This is a genomic window from Clostridium sp. LIBA-8841, from assembly GCF_057782475.1.
Window position 1 is genome coordinate 2,352,562 of sequence record NZ_CM173488.1, and the last position, 15,621, is coordinate 2,368,182.

Annotated in this window: 14 protein-coding genes; 4 read left to right on the top strand and 10 right to left on the bottom strand. The window is 27.7% G+C overall.

Annotated elements, in window-relative coordinates:
- Positions 1–35: 35 nt before the first annotated feature.
- The 3 genes from clpP to AC2A4K_RS10195 form a co-directional block, all read right to left on the bottom strand.
- Positions 36–620: an ATP-dependent Clp endopeptidase proteolytic subunit ClpP gene (gene clpP, locus AC2A4K_RS10185; RefSeq protein ID WP_322502380.1), complete on the bottom strand. Its 585-nt coding sequence runs from the start codon at positions 618–620 to the stop codon at positions 36–38.
- 188 nt (positions 621–808) lie between these two features.
- Complete coding sequence (tig, locus tag AC2A4K_RS10190; RefSeq protein WP_322502381.1) at positions 809–2,095, bottom strand: trigger factor; 1,287 nt, start codon at positions 2,093–2,095, stop codon at positions 809–811.
- A 123-nt stretch (positions 2,096–2,218) separates the two neighbouring features.
- Positions 2,219–3,010: a sugar phosphate isomerase/epimerase family protein gene (locus AC2A4K_RS10195; RefSeq protein WP_322502382.1), complete on the bottom strand. Its 792-nt coding sequence runs from the start codon at positions 3,008–3,010 to the stop codon at positions 2,219–2,221.
- A gap of 203 nt (positions 3,011–3,213) precedes the next feature.
- On the opposite strand from AC2A4K_RS10195, the gene AC2A4K_RS10200 reads away from it, so the two are divergent.
- Positions 3,214–4,800, top strand: a complete 1,587-nt coding sequence (locus tag AC2A4K_RS10200) for a DEAD/DEAH box helicase (RefSeq protein WP_322502383.1) — start codon at positions 3,214–3,216, stop codon at positions 4,798–4,800.
- A gap of 37 nt (positions 4,801–4,837) precedes the next feature.
- Here AC2A4K_RS10200 and AC2A4K_RS10205 read toward each other — a convergent pair whose 3' ends face one another.
- Positions 4,838–5,095, bottom strand: a complete 258-nt coding sequence (locus AC2A4K_RS10205) for a hypothetical protein (protein WP_322502384.1) — start codon at positions 5,093–5,095, stop codon at positions 4,838–4,840.
- A 200-nt stretch (positions 5,096–5,295) separates the two neighbouring features.
- On the opposite strand from AC2A4K_RS10205, the gene deoD reads away from it, so the two are divergent.
- Positions 5,296–6,003 carry a purine-nucleoside phosphorylase gene (gene deoD, locus AC2A4K_RS10210; protein ID WP_322502385.1) on the top strand — a complete coding sequence of 236 codons (708 nt, stop codon included), beginning with the start codon at positions 5,296–5,298 and terminating at the stop codon, positions 6,001–6,003.
- Between the two features lie 45 nt (positions 6,004–6,048).
- Here deoD and AC2A4K_RS10215 read toward each other — a convergent pair whose 3' ends face one another.
- The 5 genes from AC2A4K_RS10215 to AC2A4K_RS10235 form a co-directional block, all read right to left on the bottom strand.
- On the bottom strand, positions 6,049–7,335 hold the full coding sequence (locus AC2A4K_RS10215; protein ID WP_322502386.1) for a TcaA 3rd/4th domain-containing protein: 1,287 nt from the start codon (positions 7,333–7,335) through the stop codon (positions 6,049–6,051).
- Between the two features lie 10 nt (positions 7,336–7,345).
- A complete protein-coding gene (locus AC2A4K_RS10220; RefSeq protein ID WP_322502387.1) occupies positions 7,346–7,690 on the bottom strand; it encodes a hypothetical protein in 345 nt (114 codons plus the stop codon).
- A 258-nt stretch (positions 7,691–7,948) separates the two neighbouring features.
- Positions 7,949–8,857, bottom strand: a complete 909-nt coding sequence (locus AC2A4K_RS10225; RefSeq protein WP_322502388.1) for an exonuclease domain-containing protein — start codon at positions 8,855–8,857, stop codon at positions 7,949–7,951.
- 214 nt (positions 8,858–9,071) lie between these two features.
- Entirely contained in the window at positions 9,072–11,993 is a 2,922-nt protein-coding gene (locus AC2A4K_RS10230; protein WP_322502389.1) for an insulinase family protein, read from the bottom strand.
- 378 nt (positions 11,994–12,371) lie between these two features.
- On the bottom strand, positions 12,372–12,641 hold the full coding sequence (locus AC2A4K_RS10235) for a hypothetical protein (protein WP_322502390.1): 270 nt from the start codon (positions 12,639–12,641) through the stop codon (positions 12,372–12,374).
- Positions 12,642–12,809: 168 nt separating this feature from the next.
- On the opposite strand from AC2A4K_RS10235, the gene AC2A4K_RS10240 reads away from it, so the two are divergent.
- Complete coding sequence (locus tag AC2A4K_RS10240) at positions 12,810–13,961, top strand: amidase domain-containing protein (RefSeq protein WP_322502391.1); 1,152 nt, start codon at positions 12,810–12,812, stop codon at positions 13,959–13,961.
- Between the two features lie 186 nt (positions 13,962–14,147).
- Here the strand turns inward: AC2A4K_RS10240 and AC2A4K_RS10245 are convergent, their stop codons facing one another.
- Entirely contained in the window at positions 14,148–14,873 is a 726-nt protein-coding gene (locus AC2A4K_RS10245; protein ID WP_322502392.1) for an N-acetylmuramoyl-L-alanine amidase, read from the bottom strand.
- Between the two features lie 157 nt (positions 14,874–15,030).
- Between AC2A4K_RS10245 and AC2A4K_RS10250 the strand changes: the two genes are divergently transcribed.
- Positions 15,031–15,612 carry a flavin reductase family protein gene (locus AC2A4K_RS10250; protein ID WP_322502393.1) on the top strand — a complete coding sequence of 194 codons (582 nt, stop codon included), beginning with the start codon at positions 15,031–15,033 and terminating at the stop codon, positions 15,610–15,612.
- Positions 15,613–15,621: the final 9 nt, after the last annotated feature.

Sequence of the window (15,621 nt, forward strand, 5' to 3'; positions counted from 1 at the left end):
TCCACCTCAACTTTCAATAAGATTTAAGTTGTAGATTATTTTCTTTCTATAACTTTATCTATTAATCCATATTCTACAGCTTCTGATGCTTCCATGAAATAATCTCTCTCAACATCTACCTTTATTTTTTCAAGAGGTTGATTTGTATTTTCACTTAATACTTGATTTAATTTATCTTTTATCTTTAATATTCTCTTAGCATGAATATCTATATCAGTTGCTTGACCTTGGAATCCACCTAAAGGTTGGTGTATCATTATTTCAGCATTTGGTAATGCAAATCTTTTTCCTTTTGCACCTGAAGATAATAAGAATGCTCCCATGGAAGCAGCCATACCGATACAGATTGTAGATACATCAGGTTTTATATATTGCATAGTATCATAAATTGCCATACCTGAAGTTATAGAACCACCTGGCGAATTTATGTAAAGATGTATATCTTTATCTGGATCTTCACTTTCTAAGAATAATAATTGTGCAACAACAAGGTTAGCTGTTACATCATTAACCTCTCCACTTAACATTATTATTCTATCTTTTAATAATCTTGAGAATATATCGTAACTTCTTTCACCTTTGCTTGTTTGTTCAATTACCATAGGTACTAAATTGCTCATGAAATTCCCTCCTTTTAAAAACTCTAATTATAATATTGCCATATTTCTCACTAAAACATACATTATCATAATTATTATATAAAAAAAATAGTGATTTGTTAATTGTTTCTTTTTCAAATAAACTTTTAATTTTAAAATAATTGCCAAGAAATACTTCCTGGCAATTATCTGAAAGTTTGTTTATTTTATTATTTTAAAGATTCAAATAACATTTTTAAAGTTTTCTCTCTTTTAACATCTAACTCTAAAGCTTCTTTTTGAGCGTTTAATAAAAGCTCAACCATTTTTTCTGTTTCTGCTCCGTTTGAGTACATTTTAGCAACTTCTTCAGCTTTTGCTTTTAACTCTTCTTCAGTAGCTTCTATAGCTTCTGCTTTAGTTATAGCATTCATAACTAAGTCAGTTTTAACTTTTCTCTCAGCGTTCTCTTTCATGTAAGACTTCATTTTGTCTTCAGTACTTCCAGTGAACTCATAGTATTGCTCTAAGCTTAGTCCTTGTTGTCCTAATCTCATTTCTAAATCTCTTACCATGTTTTCAACTTCTCTGTTTATCATAGCTTCTGGAATTTCTACTGTTGCGTTATCAACTACAGCGTTTATAACTTTTTCTTCCATTTCTCTCTTAGCTCTTAATTCGTTAGCTTTTACAGCTTTTTCTTTTAAGTCAGCTTTTAATTCTTCTAAAGTATCGAACTCTGAAACTTCTTTAGCAAACTCATCATCTAAAGCTGGTAATTCTTTAACTTTTATTTCTTTTACAGTTACTTCGAATTTAGCTGGTTTTCCGTTTAAATCTTCTTTTCCATAAGATTCTGGGAATGTTACATTAACATCTTTGCTTTCTCCAGCTTTTAATCCAACTAATTGCTCTTCGAAGTTATCTATGAAACTTCCTGAACCTATTTCTAATGGATAATCTTTTCCTTCTCCACCTTCGAATGCTACATCATCGATGAATCCTTTGAAATCTATAACAGCGATATTTCCGTTTTCAACTGTTCCTTCTTCTTTAGTTTCAACTCTAGCATTTCTAGCTTGCATATCAGCTAATTGTTTTTCGATATCTTCGTCTTTAACTTCGTAAGATACTTCTTCAACTTCTAATCCTTTGTAGTCTCCTAAAGTAACTTCTGGATAAGTAGTAACTTTAGCTTTGTAAACTAAGTCTTTTCCTTCTCCAACTTCAACTACTTCGATTTGTGGATAATCAACTGGTCTTATGTCGTTTTCTTCTAAAGCAACTCCATAAGTTTTATCTATACAAGTGTTTATTGCATCATCAAATAAAACTTCTACTCCATAGAATTTTTTAACCATGTTCATTGGAACTTTTCCTTTTCTGAATCCTGGTATGTTAAACTTCTTTGAGTTTTTATTGTAAGACTTCTTTAATGCCTCAGCAAAGTCTTTAGCATCAACTTTAATTTCTAATTCTACAACATTTGTGTCTATTTTGTTCATTTTAGCTTCCATTGTATATTCCTCCTGTAAATAGCCTTTTAATTCATCTTTTTATGAATTAACCTAGGCAATTATAACATATAATTTCTTTTTTTATCAAATATTTCTTTAATTTTATTCTTACATTTATACATTTTACCATACTAGTAGATTTTTTTCTATAAAATATTTGACATCTTTTAATTCTTCATATCTTTTAAAATTCTCTCTATAAACTTCAATTACTAATGGTCCTTTATATCCTATATTGCTTAGTTTTTCAAATATAGGTTTGTAATCAACTATTCCCTTTCCTGGAAGTAAACAAATACTTTTTTCATCTCTATCATTTATATGAAAATTAACCAAATCATTTCCCATAATATCAAGATAATCAAGAGGACTTTTATTACTTTTATATGCTTGTTTTATATCACAAGTAAATTTAATATCATATTTTATATTGTTTTTTAAAAACTCTAAAAATTTCACCTCTGATGACATACACCAAGAAACATTTTCTTGAGATAAATATATATTGTTTTCTCTAGCTATATAAGCTAATTCATTATATATTTCTAAAACTTCTTTCTTATTAATAAGATCTAGTTCTCTTTTTCTCATACCATGAAAAGTATAAGATGAAGCTCCTAACTTATTGGTTGCTTTACATATATTTTTATATATGTCTAAGGCATCTTTTCTTCTTCTTTTATAATCATCAAATAAATAAGGCTCGTACATAGATGAAAAAAAATGTACTGATTTTATATTAAAATTATTTTTCTCTTTTTCTTCTATTAACTTGAATAAAAATTCATCACTATATTCATAGTAAGTATTTAAAAACAATTCTCCTGTATCGAAATCCAATCCTTTCATTATCTTAATAGATTTTTCTAATTCAAAATCTGGATAAAAACATGCTGAAGAAATTCCTATTTTCAAATCTATTCCTCACTCTCCTTCTTAATTTATAATATTATAACCTATAGTAAACATTTAAATAAACTTTTTAATTCTTATTTTAAATAATATCATTTGCTTATATGGAGATACTATGTTATGATAAGCTTTGTTTGATTGTGAGAATTTTTTAAAAATAAAATAAATTTAAAAACTAAAATACACGAAAAGAAAGAGGATAAAGAATGAACAATATAAAATTTGATGACTTAGGTCTTAAGGAAAGCTTACTTAAAGCTATAAAAGATATGGGATTTGAAGAACCATCTCAAATACAAGCTGAGAGTATTCCTGTAGCCCTAGAAGGACACGATATAATCGGTCAAGCTCAAACTGGTACTGGTAAAACAGCTGCTTTTGGATGCGCTATAATAAACAATGCTGATTTTTCTGGAAAAAAGAAAACTCCTAAAGCACTTATTTTAGCACCGACTAGAGAGCTTGCTATACAAGTTAATGAAGAACTTGTAAGACTTGGTAAGCACGAAAGACTTTCTGTTTTACCAATATACGGTGGTCAACCAATAGATAGACAGATTAGAGCTTTAAGAAATGGTGTTGATATAGTAGTTGGAACACCTGGTAGAGTATTAGACTTAATAAGAAGAAAGAGTTTACCTCTTAACGATATAGGATTCCTAGTATTAGATGAAGCTGATGAAATGCTAAACATGGGATTCATTGATGATTTAGAAGAGATTGTTAAATCATTAAGCACTGATAGACAAACACTTTTATTCTCTGCTACTATGCCTCCACAAATAAAAAAATTAGCTAAAAACTATATGAAAGAAGATACTAAGCACATCGCAATAAAGAAAAGTTCTTTAACAGTTTCAAAAATAGAACAATTTTATTTTGAAATAAAACATAGAGATAGATTCGAAACACTTTGTAGAGTTTTAGATTTTGATGAACCAAATGCTGCAATAATTTTCTGCAAAACTAAAAAAGGCGTTGATGAAGTTGTAGAAAAAATGCAAGCTAGAGGATATATGGTTGAAGGAATGCACGGAGATATGAGCCAAAACCATAGACTTCAAACTTTAAGAAAATTCAAAGAAGGAAGCTTAGACTTCTTAGTTGCTACTGATGTTGCGGCTAGAGGAATCGATGTTGAAAGTGTAACTCACGTTATAAACTACGATTTACCTCAAGATAATGAAAGTTATGTACATAGAATCGGAAGAACTGGTAGAGCTAACAGAGAAGGTGTTGCGTATTCTTTAGTTACTCCAAAAGAATATATGATGCTTAAGCAAATTCAAAAACATACTAAGAGTAAAATAGTAAGAAAAGCTGTTCCTACAGTTGATGAAATATTCCAAAACAAACATAATAACATAATAAACACTGTAAAATCTACAATAGAAGAAGCTTCAGAAGACTTCCAAAAGTTCATTCCAATAGCTACTCAATTAGATGAAGATTATAGCTTAGTAGATGTTGCAGCTGCACTTTTAAAAATAGTATTTGATAAGGAATCTTCATTTGAGTACACTTCAAATTCTATAGAAGCACCTGTAATGGATGAAACTAGATTATTTATGTCTGTTGGAAGAAGAGATGGTATAACTCCTAAATCTCTTGTAAACTTCTTAAAAGAGACTGCTAGAATAAGCCCTAAGCAAGTTGGAGATATAGATATAAAAGAAAACTTCTGTTTTGCCAACGTTGATGCTGATGCTGTAAACAACATTATGAAAAAATCAATGGGTAAAAAACTTAATAAAAGAACTGTTAACATAGAAGTTGCTAAAAAGAAAAAATAATAATAAAAAATACATACTCATATGAGTATGTATTTTTTTATTTATTCTTGCAGCATCCTCCCCCTTTTGAACATCCGCCACCATTTGAGCAACCGCCCCCTGAACAGCTTCCACTTGAACACCCACCACAAGTTCCATTATCTTTTTTAGGACATCCTCCTCTACTTCCACAACAACTTTTTTTGAATCCCAACTCTTCTAATTCTTCTGCACTAAGATATTTTAAAGGGAATTCATTTTCACCAAAGCTTTCATACTCCGGAGTATCCTTAATTTCATTTCTATCTATATTCAACAAAATTATCACCTCATTATTTTCTTTTTAAAATATAATATAAAATAATAATACTAAATTACTATTACTTAATAATATAGCACAAGAAACAATGTTTAACTACTTAAATAAAATTTTAATTTTTTATAATTTTTAGCATTTTTTCACTATTTATGATAAAATTTATTTACAAAAACATTTACATTACGAGGAGGTACATTATGAGCGTTCATATAGGTGCAAAAGAAGGTCAAATAGCCGAAACTATTTTATTACCAGGAGATCCCTTAAGAGCTAAGTTTATAGCTGAGACATTTTTAGAAAATCCAGTTTGCTATAACGAAGTTAGAGGCATGTTAGGATATACAGGAACATATAAAGGAAAAAGAATATCAGTTCAAGGTACTGGTATGGGAGTTCCTTCAATTTCTATTTATGTCAACGAACTTATAAGAGATTACGGAGTTAAAAATTTAATAAGAGTTGGTACTGCTGGCGGTATGCAAGAAGATGTAAAGGTTAGAGATTTAGTTTTAGCAATGTCATCTCATACTGATTCTGCAATAAACAAAGTTAGATTTAACGGTTTAGATTTCGCTCCAACAGCATCATTTAAACTTTTAAAAGCCGCTTATGATACTGCTGTGGAGAAAGGATATAGCCCTAAAGTTGGTAGTGTATTCACAGCTGATAGTTTCTATAATGATAACCCTGAGGCATGGAAACAATGGGCTAAATTTGGCACCTTAGCTGTTGAAATGGAAACTGCGGCTTTATATACTTTAGCTGCTAAGTATGGAGTTAATGCTTTAACAATACTTACTATAAGTGATCATTTAATAACAGCGGAGGAAACTACTGCTGAAGAACGTCAAACAACATTCACTAAAATGATGGAAGTTGCTCTTGATACTGCTATTACTCTATAAAAATGAAAAAAACAGATTGATAATTATCAATCTGTTTTTTCATTTTTATTGGTTATTATTATTTTCTTCTATTCCAGGTAAAGAGAAATCTTGAACGTCATAAACTAACCATTTTCCATTTTCATATTTCATCTTTGTGAAGAAATTCTTTTCTACATTATCACTCTTAACATCTATTCCTAGTATCTTCTTCTTTATTTTATAAGATACATTAACAACAATATTAGCCTCATATAACCCATGATTACGTTCTATAGAACTATTTTCCATCTTAATCTGTAAATCACTTATATCATAATCATTCTTTAAAAAGAAATATTTTTGACTTAATGTTGAGTATATATTTTCTTTAACATTAGCTGTAGCATCTTTTATATCATTTTTATCTTCTGAATTTAAAGATTGAAAAACACTATTATAGAATTCTTTAACAACTTTTTCTACATCATCTTTAATAACTGTATTCTTTAAGTCTAATTCTATTTTTATCTCTGGATGATCTTTTATATATACTTTCTCACTATCTATTTCTCCCCAAGGAGTATTGCACTTAATAGTTAAATAAGTTGAGCCATCCTTTGGAAAAGGCCCTACATCTTTAAAATCCCTAACCTTTATACCTGAATCTTCTCCATTTATATAAACATTACTATCATCAAAGCTACTTTTTACTGTAATTAAAGTTCCATTTAAAGGTATATCTACTTTATTATCATCCATAAAAATTATGCTTTTTTCTTCCACAAGGTTAGAATTATATGCTTTCTTTTCAACTTTAAGATTATAAATACCAGGAATTAAATTAGGAATTTTTAAACTTCCAGAACTATTTGTTGTTCCTATGAAATTATTGTTTAAATATACACTTGATTCTTGGAAATTTGATGATACAAGTAAATCTTTTTTTTCTATTACTATATACCACTTTTCACCCCAGAAACTTTTTCTAGATTCTAATTTTGTGGAATATATTTCTTCTCCATTCTCTAGAGAATGAATCAATTTATTTACTCTAGTTTTATCCTCTTTAAAAAAATCAATATAGGGAGTTAGTTCCTCTTTTGTTATTCCTGAATTCATATCCCCCTCTTCTATTAAATTCATTAAAGCTCTTTCATTCCCTTTATTCAAAGAATTAGCTAATTGTTCTATAACATCACTTCTTTTACTGCTAACATTACCATATAGAACTACTATAATTCCAATTAAGGATATAAGACATAAAATAATTATTTTAGGATCTTTTTCCCTTATAATCTTATTTTTTCCCTTCTTAAAAAAATCAGAAACTTTATGACCTACCTCTTTAATATTCTCCTTTAGTTTATCCATATATTAAGGCTTACTCCTCTAATAAATTTATAATCCATTTATTACATGCTGTACATTTATAAACTTGTATTCCAAAAGGATATAGCATTTCATCTTTAAATCTCTCATAATCGCTTCTTAACTCATTTAACGAATAAAATTCATCATCTTTAGTTAAAGCTCCTATAAGCTCGCATATATAGTTTTCCTTAGTTTTAAAGCAGCAGTCATTCTTATCTATACACTCTATCTTTTCTAATTTCAACTCATCTTGAAAATCTTGTATTATAGGTATTATATCTTGAAATTCATTTATATTATCTTGAAAATCCTTTTCTAAAAAATCCACTCCACTTATAGTAAATAATTTATCCATTTAACCACCTCTAATTTTCTAATTAACTTTAATAACTAAATTTATTATTACATAAATTAATTAATTTTACTAATTTATTTCAGTATAATAAATTTTACTTTAAATAAAGAAATTCTTCAACTAAAATGAAAAGATAATAACCTTCCTTTCTTTTGCTATAGTATTATTATATTAAAAATTCTGCTCAGTTATTTCTATTAAAATTATAATAGAAATAATAAAAAAGTATCTTACAAAACTTTATAAGATACCATTCATTTACTCTATTATTGATAAAAATTCTTCTTCACTTATAATCTTAATATCAAAATTTTCTTTTATTAGCTTTTCAGCTTTTTTTAATTTAATACTCTTTTCAGATTCTTTTAATTTCTCTAATTCTTTAATACCTGTAATTAAATAATTTGTTTTTTTACTAACGGAACTAGAAACAGATCCTCCACATCTTATTACATTGCCTATAGCTTCCTCTCTAGACATTGAGCTTAAAGGACCAGTAAAAACTACACTCTTGCATTTTAAAGAAGATTTTCCTTCTTTTTTATCTTCTTTAAATTTTAGATTACTCGAATACCTACATTCTCCCTTTTTCCCTGAAGGCTTATATCCCTTATCATAAACAGCTCCTATTCTAATTGCAAGCTTATCTGAAAGCTCTTCAACAGAGTTAATCTCCAAGTCTTTACATATGTTAATAAGTATATTAGCACAGGCTTTAGCATCCTCTCCTGCATGGTGATGAGAAAATTCAAAGCCTAAAGCTTCACTGACAGTTCCTAATTTATGATTTGGTAAATTTTTATAATAATTTTTTGCCATAACAACAGTACAAGCATATTCAAAGTCTGGATAAGATATATTATAAAAATCTAAAGTTTTTCTAAGTACACTAATATCAAAAGCTGCATTGTGGGCAATTACTAAATTGCCATCTATATAATCCTTTATTTCTTTCCAAATTTCATCAAAGGTCTTTTCTTTTTCTACATCCTCTGGTCTGATTCCATGTATCCATATATTCATAGGCTGAAATCTCATTTCACAAGGTTTTATCAAAAAATATTTTTCCTCTACAACCTCATTATTTTTAACAATAGTCAATCCAATAGAACAAGCACTATTTCTTTTCTCGTTAGCAGTTTCAAAGTCTATTGCAACAAAATCCATTTATGTCCGTCTTCCTTTCTATGTACAATAAATAATATTATATCATATTTTATTTTTATATTTTTAATTTTTTAAGTTTAATTTAAAATTAAAAGACCTTACTAAATAATTTTTTTATTATTCTAATTTTTCAATTATAATAATAAAAAATCATCAAATTTAGTAAGGTCTTATACTTGCTTTATTTTAGTTATAATAATTTATTGAATATGGCTTATTTTATAGCCTTTTTAATATTATTAAATAAATTTCTATTTTCTTTTATTTTCTCTTGATTTCCTAACACGCAAATATATTCTTCTTTCATTAAATCCTTAACCATAGGTGCAAAACTCTTGATTTTTTCAATATTTGCATTTATTATTTCTTCTCTTTCCTTTTGTAGCTCCTCATAGCTAAAGTTACTTAAATAATATGAAACTGCTATATCTCCTTTTATTCCATTGCTTAAAGGTTGATCATATTTCCTTATTGTACCTATAATATATTTTGTCATTTCTCTTTCATCAGCTTCAAAATTTTCTAAATAATTAGGTATATTATCATAAGCCTTTAATGTCTCTACAATATTAGGATCTCTATATGAAACTATATAAGCTCCACCATCTCTCCTAAAATTAGAAAATACTCCATAGGCTCCACCTTTAACTCTTACAGTATTCCATAAATAATCAAATCCTAAAATGCTTTCTAATAGTGATAAGGCACCTGAATATTTGTATTCATCAGCTTTATAATTACCACCTTTAGCTACATATTGTACATTTCCTTGAGTTAAAAGTCCTTCATTTTTATTTCCTAAATCGAACTTATAATCTACTTTATCAAATTTTTCATCTTTTATTTTATCTATTAAATACTTGACTTCTTCTTTAAAGTTTTCATACTCTTCTTCTTTGCCTGAATAGCTTATAAGCATATTTTCCTTATTAAATATTAACTCTCTTACCTTTTTTAATCTTTCTGATAAAATTGACTTTTTACTATCATCATCTATGCTAACTAAGAAATCATAGTAATCTAATCCACTTATTTTTTCATCATAAGCTCCTCTACTTGTGCAATATGATAAAACCTTTTTCATGGCTATTCTATGGCCACTATCAAAAATAGCACCTTCTAATCTAGCTCTCTTTTCTCTGATTAGTTGCATAACTCTATCCATATCATCTAAATCAGTGTGATTTAAAATCTCTTCAACTAATTCTATAGCTTTATTAGTCTTACTGCTTAATGCTTTATATGAAATTTCTAAATACGGTCTAAAGGCATTATTTTCTTTTAAGTTAGCAAAGGTTATAGCACCAAAACTTATTCCACCTGTATTTATATTTATTGCATTTGATAATTTAGAATAATCGTATTTTTCTGTTCCACATTTACCTAGTATGTCACATAGTAATCCAACATAAGGTATTAAGTCCTGGTGAACACTACTTGTATTAAAGAAGAAATTAACATAATCTATTTTATTAGTATGGAAGTCGTGATGTAATGTTTTAATTCCCTCTATCTCTTTTTCTTCCATAGGAATTTTTGTAGCATCTTTGTTTATATCCTCTAAAGATAACATAGGAATGCTCTCTAAATCTTCCTTTTTATCCGGTGTGCTTTGTCTTTCCTTTAACTTCTTACAGTTGTTTATTATTTCATCTAAAGTTTTTTCATCAAAACTATTTTTTATGTCTTCTAATTTTTTCTTTAATTCCTCTAATTTCTTTTCATTTATTCCTCTTTCAGGATGTAGTGAAACAAGTGAAGAATGCGTATTATTAAGCATGTATTCTTCAATTAATTTTTCAAAATAGTTGCTTGTTAAAGCAGTCTTTACTTTTTCAAGATCTTTCTCATATTTTAAATGAACGTATGGCTTTCCATCATAAAGCCAACTATCCATTACCTTTAAATAATAAATTAATCCACTTGGGTAAGAACCATAGTCTCCCTCTCTTAGTTCAAATTCTACTCTATTTATTGAAGCCTCTATAAGTTCTTTGTCTATACCATTTTCAACTAATTCCTTTAAAGTATCCATTACAACCTTTTTAAACTCTTCTTCCTTATTAAGATCTGCATTCTTAACTAAAACAGTAAATGCTGATTGTTTAGTTGAATTATCAAAATCGCCAGATACAGCTTTTCCTATACCAGCATCTATTAAAGCTTTCTTTAAAGGAGCCGCTGTACTTCTTGTTAAAAGATAAGCTAAAACATCAAATGCTAATCCCTTTTCACTATCTGTAGCATCTCCTATTACAAAGTTTAGACTATAATAACTCTTATGATTTAAATCTTCGCTTTCAGCTACTCCATAAGTAAAACTCTCTTCTTTCATTTCTTTAAAAGGTTTTTGTTTCTTTATTTCTGAATCTATATTTCTATATTCAAAGTCTTTTAAATACTCATTATTTATAAATTCTAATTCATTTTCTGTATCTCCGTTACCATATAAGAAAATATAGGAATTGGATGGATGATAGTATTTTTCATGAAAAGCTAAAAACTCTTCATAAGTTAAGTTAGGTATTTCATCAGGATCTCCACCTGAAGATAATGCATAACAAGTATCTGGATATATTGTTGCAGGAATTTTTCTGTATAATAAAGAATCTGGAGATGAATACGCTCCCTTCATCTCATTATAAACAACACCATTATATTTTAATTCATCCTTCTTATTTTCTATATAATAATGCCATCCTTCTTGCATAAATATTTCTTTATGCTTATATATATTGGGATATAATACTGCATCTAAATATACATCCATAAGATTCATAAAATCTTTTTCGTTTCTTGATGCTACTGGATATATTGTTTTATCTGGATATGTCATAGCATTTAAGAATGTATTTAATGATCCTTTTAAAAGCTCTACAAAAGGTTCTTTAGTATTGAACTTTCTAGATCCACATAAAACTGAATGCTCTAAAATATGAGGAACTCCAGTACTATTTTCTGGAGGAGTTCTAAATCCTATTGCAAAGCATTTATTATCATCTTCACTTAATATTTTTATAAGCTTAGCCTTAGTTTTTTCATGTTCAAATGTTAATCCGACTCCACCTATTTCTTCTAAGTTTTCTATGTTTAAAAGTTTAAATCCACTATAAATATTATTCTCTTTAAAATTCATTTTTCACACTCCTATGGAAAGCAATTTTATTAATATGTTTATTTTAATAATTGTACCATAATTACCCTTTATTAAAAAGTTTACTAATATTAATAAGTATTTATTCTTTAAAATCAATATATGCAGATATAATACTACTTAGAAAAAACTAATTTTTAAAGGTTTTTTATATAAAACGCTCTCATTATAATACTTTTAAAATTCATCTTAATTTATTTATTTCCAATGTACATGTAATTTATTTAAATTTATAAAAAAAGAAATGACATAGAATTACTATGCCATTTCTTTTAAGTTTAAATTATTATTCTTTAATATTATCTCATCTTTTTAAGAAAATAAAATACTAAAAATTATATTTACACTCAATATTAATTATTATAATATTCCAAATTGTCTAGCTATTACATAAAGAATTATTATTCCTCCACAAAAAAAGCTATACTTTGCATTTTTTTTATTTTTTGCCATAACTTCCTCAAAGACACCTCTAGCTATAAGTAAAACTCCGGCTACAACTCCAATCCATTGATTAGTTACAAACCAACTTGGATTAAGGTATGTATAAAAATACCCTATTACAAGGGGAAAGATAAAACATCCAAAAATACTTCTTATAAATGGAACTTTTCCTTTAATTAATTTCATCCTATGTAATTCTCCTTTACTTTCATATTACATATTAATTTTATCAACATTCTTTTAAATTTAAAAGCATATATACTTTATTAAACTAATATTTTGATTTTAATTATTATTTTTTCTTATTATTTATCATATACATTATTGAATTATGTATTAACTAGGAGGATATTAATGCTAAAAAAACGCAAAGTACTTTTATTAACATCTATAATATTAATAGTCATATTAAGCTTATCTATATATGTGTCTTTAAATAAGAAAAATAATTCTGATTTCACTGAAGCAATAAATTTATTAAAGGAACCAGATAAAAAAGAAGATGAGGAATTAAAAACTAAATTTGAAGTTGTTATTCAAGATTTATTTAAAAATAGAAATATAGCAATACTAAATAATGATTTAGAAGAATTAAAGAAATTTTATGATTTACAAAAAAAACCTAGTCTTTGGGCTTATGAAAGTGAAAGTAAAAAAGTCGAATATTTAAATAACTGGTCTCAAAAACAAGGAGTTGTATTTAATGATATAAGATCAAAGATTCAAGTAAATAAAGCTAAGGAAAGAGAAAAAGATTTATATGGAATAATATGTGTAGTATCCACAGAATTTACATATTATTACTTAAACGATCCACTTAAGACTAATACCTTCAGATTAGGTACCTACCATTACTTAAACTTAAAAGCTGAAGGAGATAAATATATTATAACTAAGGAATGGTACACAGATCCTTTTGCTGATTCTCTAGATTTAAATAATATAAAATCAGATGAAATAAAATCTTATATTTTAAATAGCACAAGACCAGATTATACTCCTGATGAGAGAACCCAGAAAGCAATTGACTATGCTCATGAATACTGTGGTGCCGCTGCAGATGATGAACTTGGATTTAACTATAATAAAAAATATACTGATTTCAATCCTCAAGGAGGCGATTGTGCTAACTTTGCCTCTCAAATACTACATGAAGGAGGAAGCTTTAAGAAAAACTCAACATGGAATTATTCAGAAGGTGAAGGAACCAAAGCATGGGTAAATGCTCAAGCTTTTAAAAATTATATGGTACACAGTGGACGTGCTTCTTATATCGCTAAGGGAAAATATTCTGAAGTATATAAAGAAGCCTATAATTTACGACCTGGTGACTTTGTAGCCTATGAGAAGAATGGACGAATAACTCACATATCAACAGTTACAGGATTAGATAGCAAAGGATATCCTTTAGTTACTTGTCACAATACTGATAGGCTTCTTGTTCCTTTTGATTTAGGATGGAGCAATGACAACATACGCTTTCATCTAATAGATGTACATTACTAATAATAATTATTTAATATAGCCATCTATTCTAATTAAATAAATACTTATTTTAAAAAGATTCTTTAATATAAAAATTCACCATGCTTAATTATTTTCTTAGGCATAGTGAATTTTTTATAATCTTTTTTATATTTTTTCTAAAATTTCAAGCTAATTTATAAGCGAAATTTTTTAAGCTAATTTATATTATAAATTAACTCTATATTTTTCTAAGGATTTAACTATTAAATCTGCTATTTTTTGCTGATATAATTTATCTCCTAAAAGCCTATCGTCTTCCCAATTGCTCATAAAACCCATTTCTAATATTATTACTGGTCTTTGAGACCAGTTAAAACCAGTCATATCTTTTCTTTCAAAAACTCCATTAACTTTTATTCCATTTTCTTTTAAGGTTTCACATAAAACCTCTCCATATCTTTTACTTTCTCCATATATACTTGCAAGTTGTTTCGTTTCAGAGGAAGGTATTAAAATTGAAGCACCCCTTTTACCTGAGTTATTTGAGCCATCACAATGTATCTTTATTGAAATATCCGCCATTGATTTATTTGCTATATCAGCTCTCTCTCTGTTACTTAAGGAAACCTCATTTTTCTCTCTAGTCATAACTACATTATATCCTTCTTTATTTAAAAGCTCCTTTAATATCATAGCAACTTCTAAATTTACTTCATATTCTCTGTTTTTTGTTCCCACTCCTGCAGTACCTGATGATACTCTTGGCTTTTTGTTACTAGACCACGGAGCTATTGGCTCAAGCTTACTATCTCCTTTTTCTTGATGTCCTGCATCAATACATATTGTAACTTCACTCTTCTCTTTTGCCTTAATTTCCTTTTCTCCTATTCCACCCATAATAAAACTTGCTAAAATAAAAACTACACATAAAAATATACTTTTCTTCTTCATAAAAAAAATCCTTTCTAAAATTAAATAATAGATAGTATTCCTCTAATTTATTAAAAATATTATTCTCTTAGTTTTACATATAAATTTTTCATGTTATAATTTTAAAGTCTTAAATTATGTCTAATAAAGAATTTAATATAAATTAAAGGAGATACATATGAGAAAAGTTAATTTTAAAGGTAGTGTAATGTTAAATCCTACTCCAGTAGTTCTTGTTACTTCTAAAAATGAAGAAGATAAAGTAAATGCTTTTACTGTAGGTTGGGTAAGTACAGTTTGCACTAAACCTCCAATGATAGCTATGGGTATAAGACCGGAAAGATTATCCTATGAATACATTAAAAAGAGCGGAGAATGTGTAATAAACCTACCTTCTAGGGATATGGTTAAATTTGTTGATTTTTGTGGCGTTAAATCTGGAAGGAAAGTCGATAAAATAAAGCACTTTGGATATGCTCTTAGTAAAGGTGAAGCAATAGATACTCCATCTATTGAAAAAGCACCAGTAGCTTTAGAGTGTAAGGTTAAATCCATAACTCCACTAGGTACACATGACATGTTCCTATTTGAAGTTGTTAACGTAAAAGTTGATGAAAGCCTTATAGATGAAAAAGGAACTATTCATTTTAGCAAAGCTAATCTAATGGCTTATAGTCACGGTGAGTATTTTGGCCTTAACTCAAAACCTTTAGGCTCTTTTGGATATTCAATTAAAAAAAAGAAAAAAGGTTCAAGATAAAATTTAATT

Excerpts from the sequence above, each read along its gene's own strand:
- AC2A4K_RS10215 (WP_322502386.1), bottom strand. The coding sequence starts at position 7,335 with ATGGATAAACTAAAGGAGAATATTAAAGAGGTAGGTCATAAAGTTTCT.
- AC2A4K_RS10200 (WP_322502383.1), top strand. The coding sequence starts at position 3,214 with ATGAACAATATAAAATTTGATGACTTAGGTCTTAAGGAAAGCTTACTT.
- tig (WP_322502381.1), bottom strand. The coding sequence starts at position 2,095 with ATGGAAGCTAAAATGAACAAAATAGACACAAATGTTGTAGAATTAGAA.
- AC2A4K_RS10240 (WP_322502391.1), top strand. The coding sequence starts at position 12,810 with ATGCTAAAAAAACGCAAAGTACTTTTATTAACATCTATAATATTAATA.
- AC2A4K_RS10225 (WP_322502388.1), bottom strand. The coding sequence starts at position 8,857 with ATGGATTTTGTTGCAATAGACTTTGAAACTGCTAACGAGAAAAGAAAT.
- AC2A4K_RS10220 (WP_322502387.1), bottom strand. The coding sequence starts at position 7,690 with ATGGATAAATTATTTACTATAAGTGGAGTGGATTTTTTAGAAAAGGAT.
- AC2A4K_RS10235 (WP_322502390.1), bottom strand. The coding sequence starts at position 12,641 with ATGAAATTAATTAAAGGAAAAGTTCCATTTATAAGAAGTATTTTTGGA.
- AC2A4K_RS10230 (WP_322502389.1), bottom strand. The coding sequence starts at position 11,993 with ATGAATTTTAAAGAGAATAATATTTATAGTGGATTTAAACTTTTAAAC.
- deoD (WP_322502385.1), top strand. The coding sequence starts at position 5,296 with ATGAGCGTTCATATAGGTGCAAAAGAAGGTCAAATAGCCGAAACTATT.
- clpP (WP_322502380.1), bottom strand. The coding sequence starts at position 620 with ATGAGCAATTTAGTACCTATGGTAATTGAACAAACAAGCAAAGGTGAA.
- AC2A4K_RS10250 (WP_322502393.1), top strand. The coding sequence starts at position 15,031 with ATGAGAAAAGTTAATTTTAAAGGTAGTGTAATGTTAAATCCTACTCCA.
- AC2A4K_RS10245 (WP_322502392.1), bottom strand. The coding sequence starts at position 14,873 with ATGAAGAAGAAAAGTATATTTTTATGTGTAGTTTTTATTTTAGCAAGT.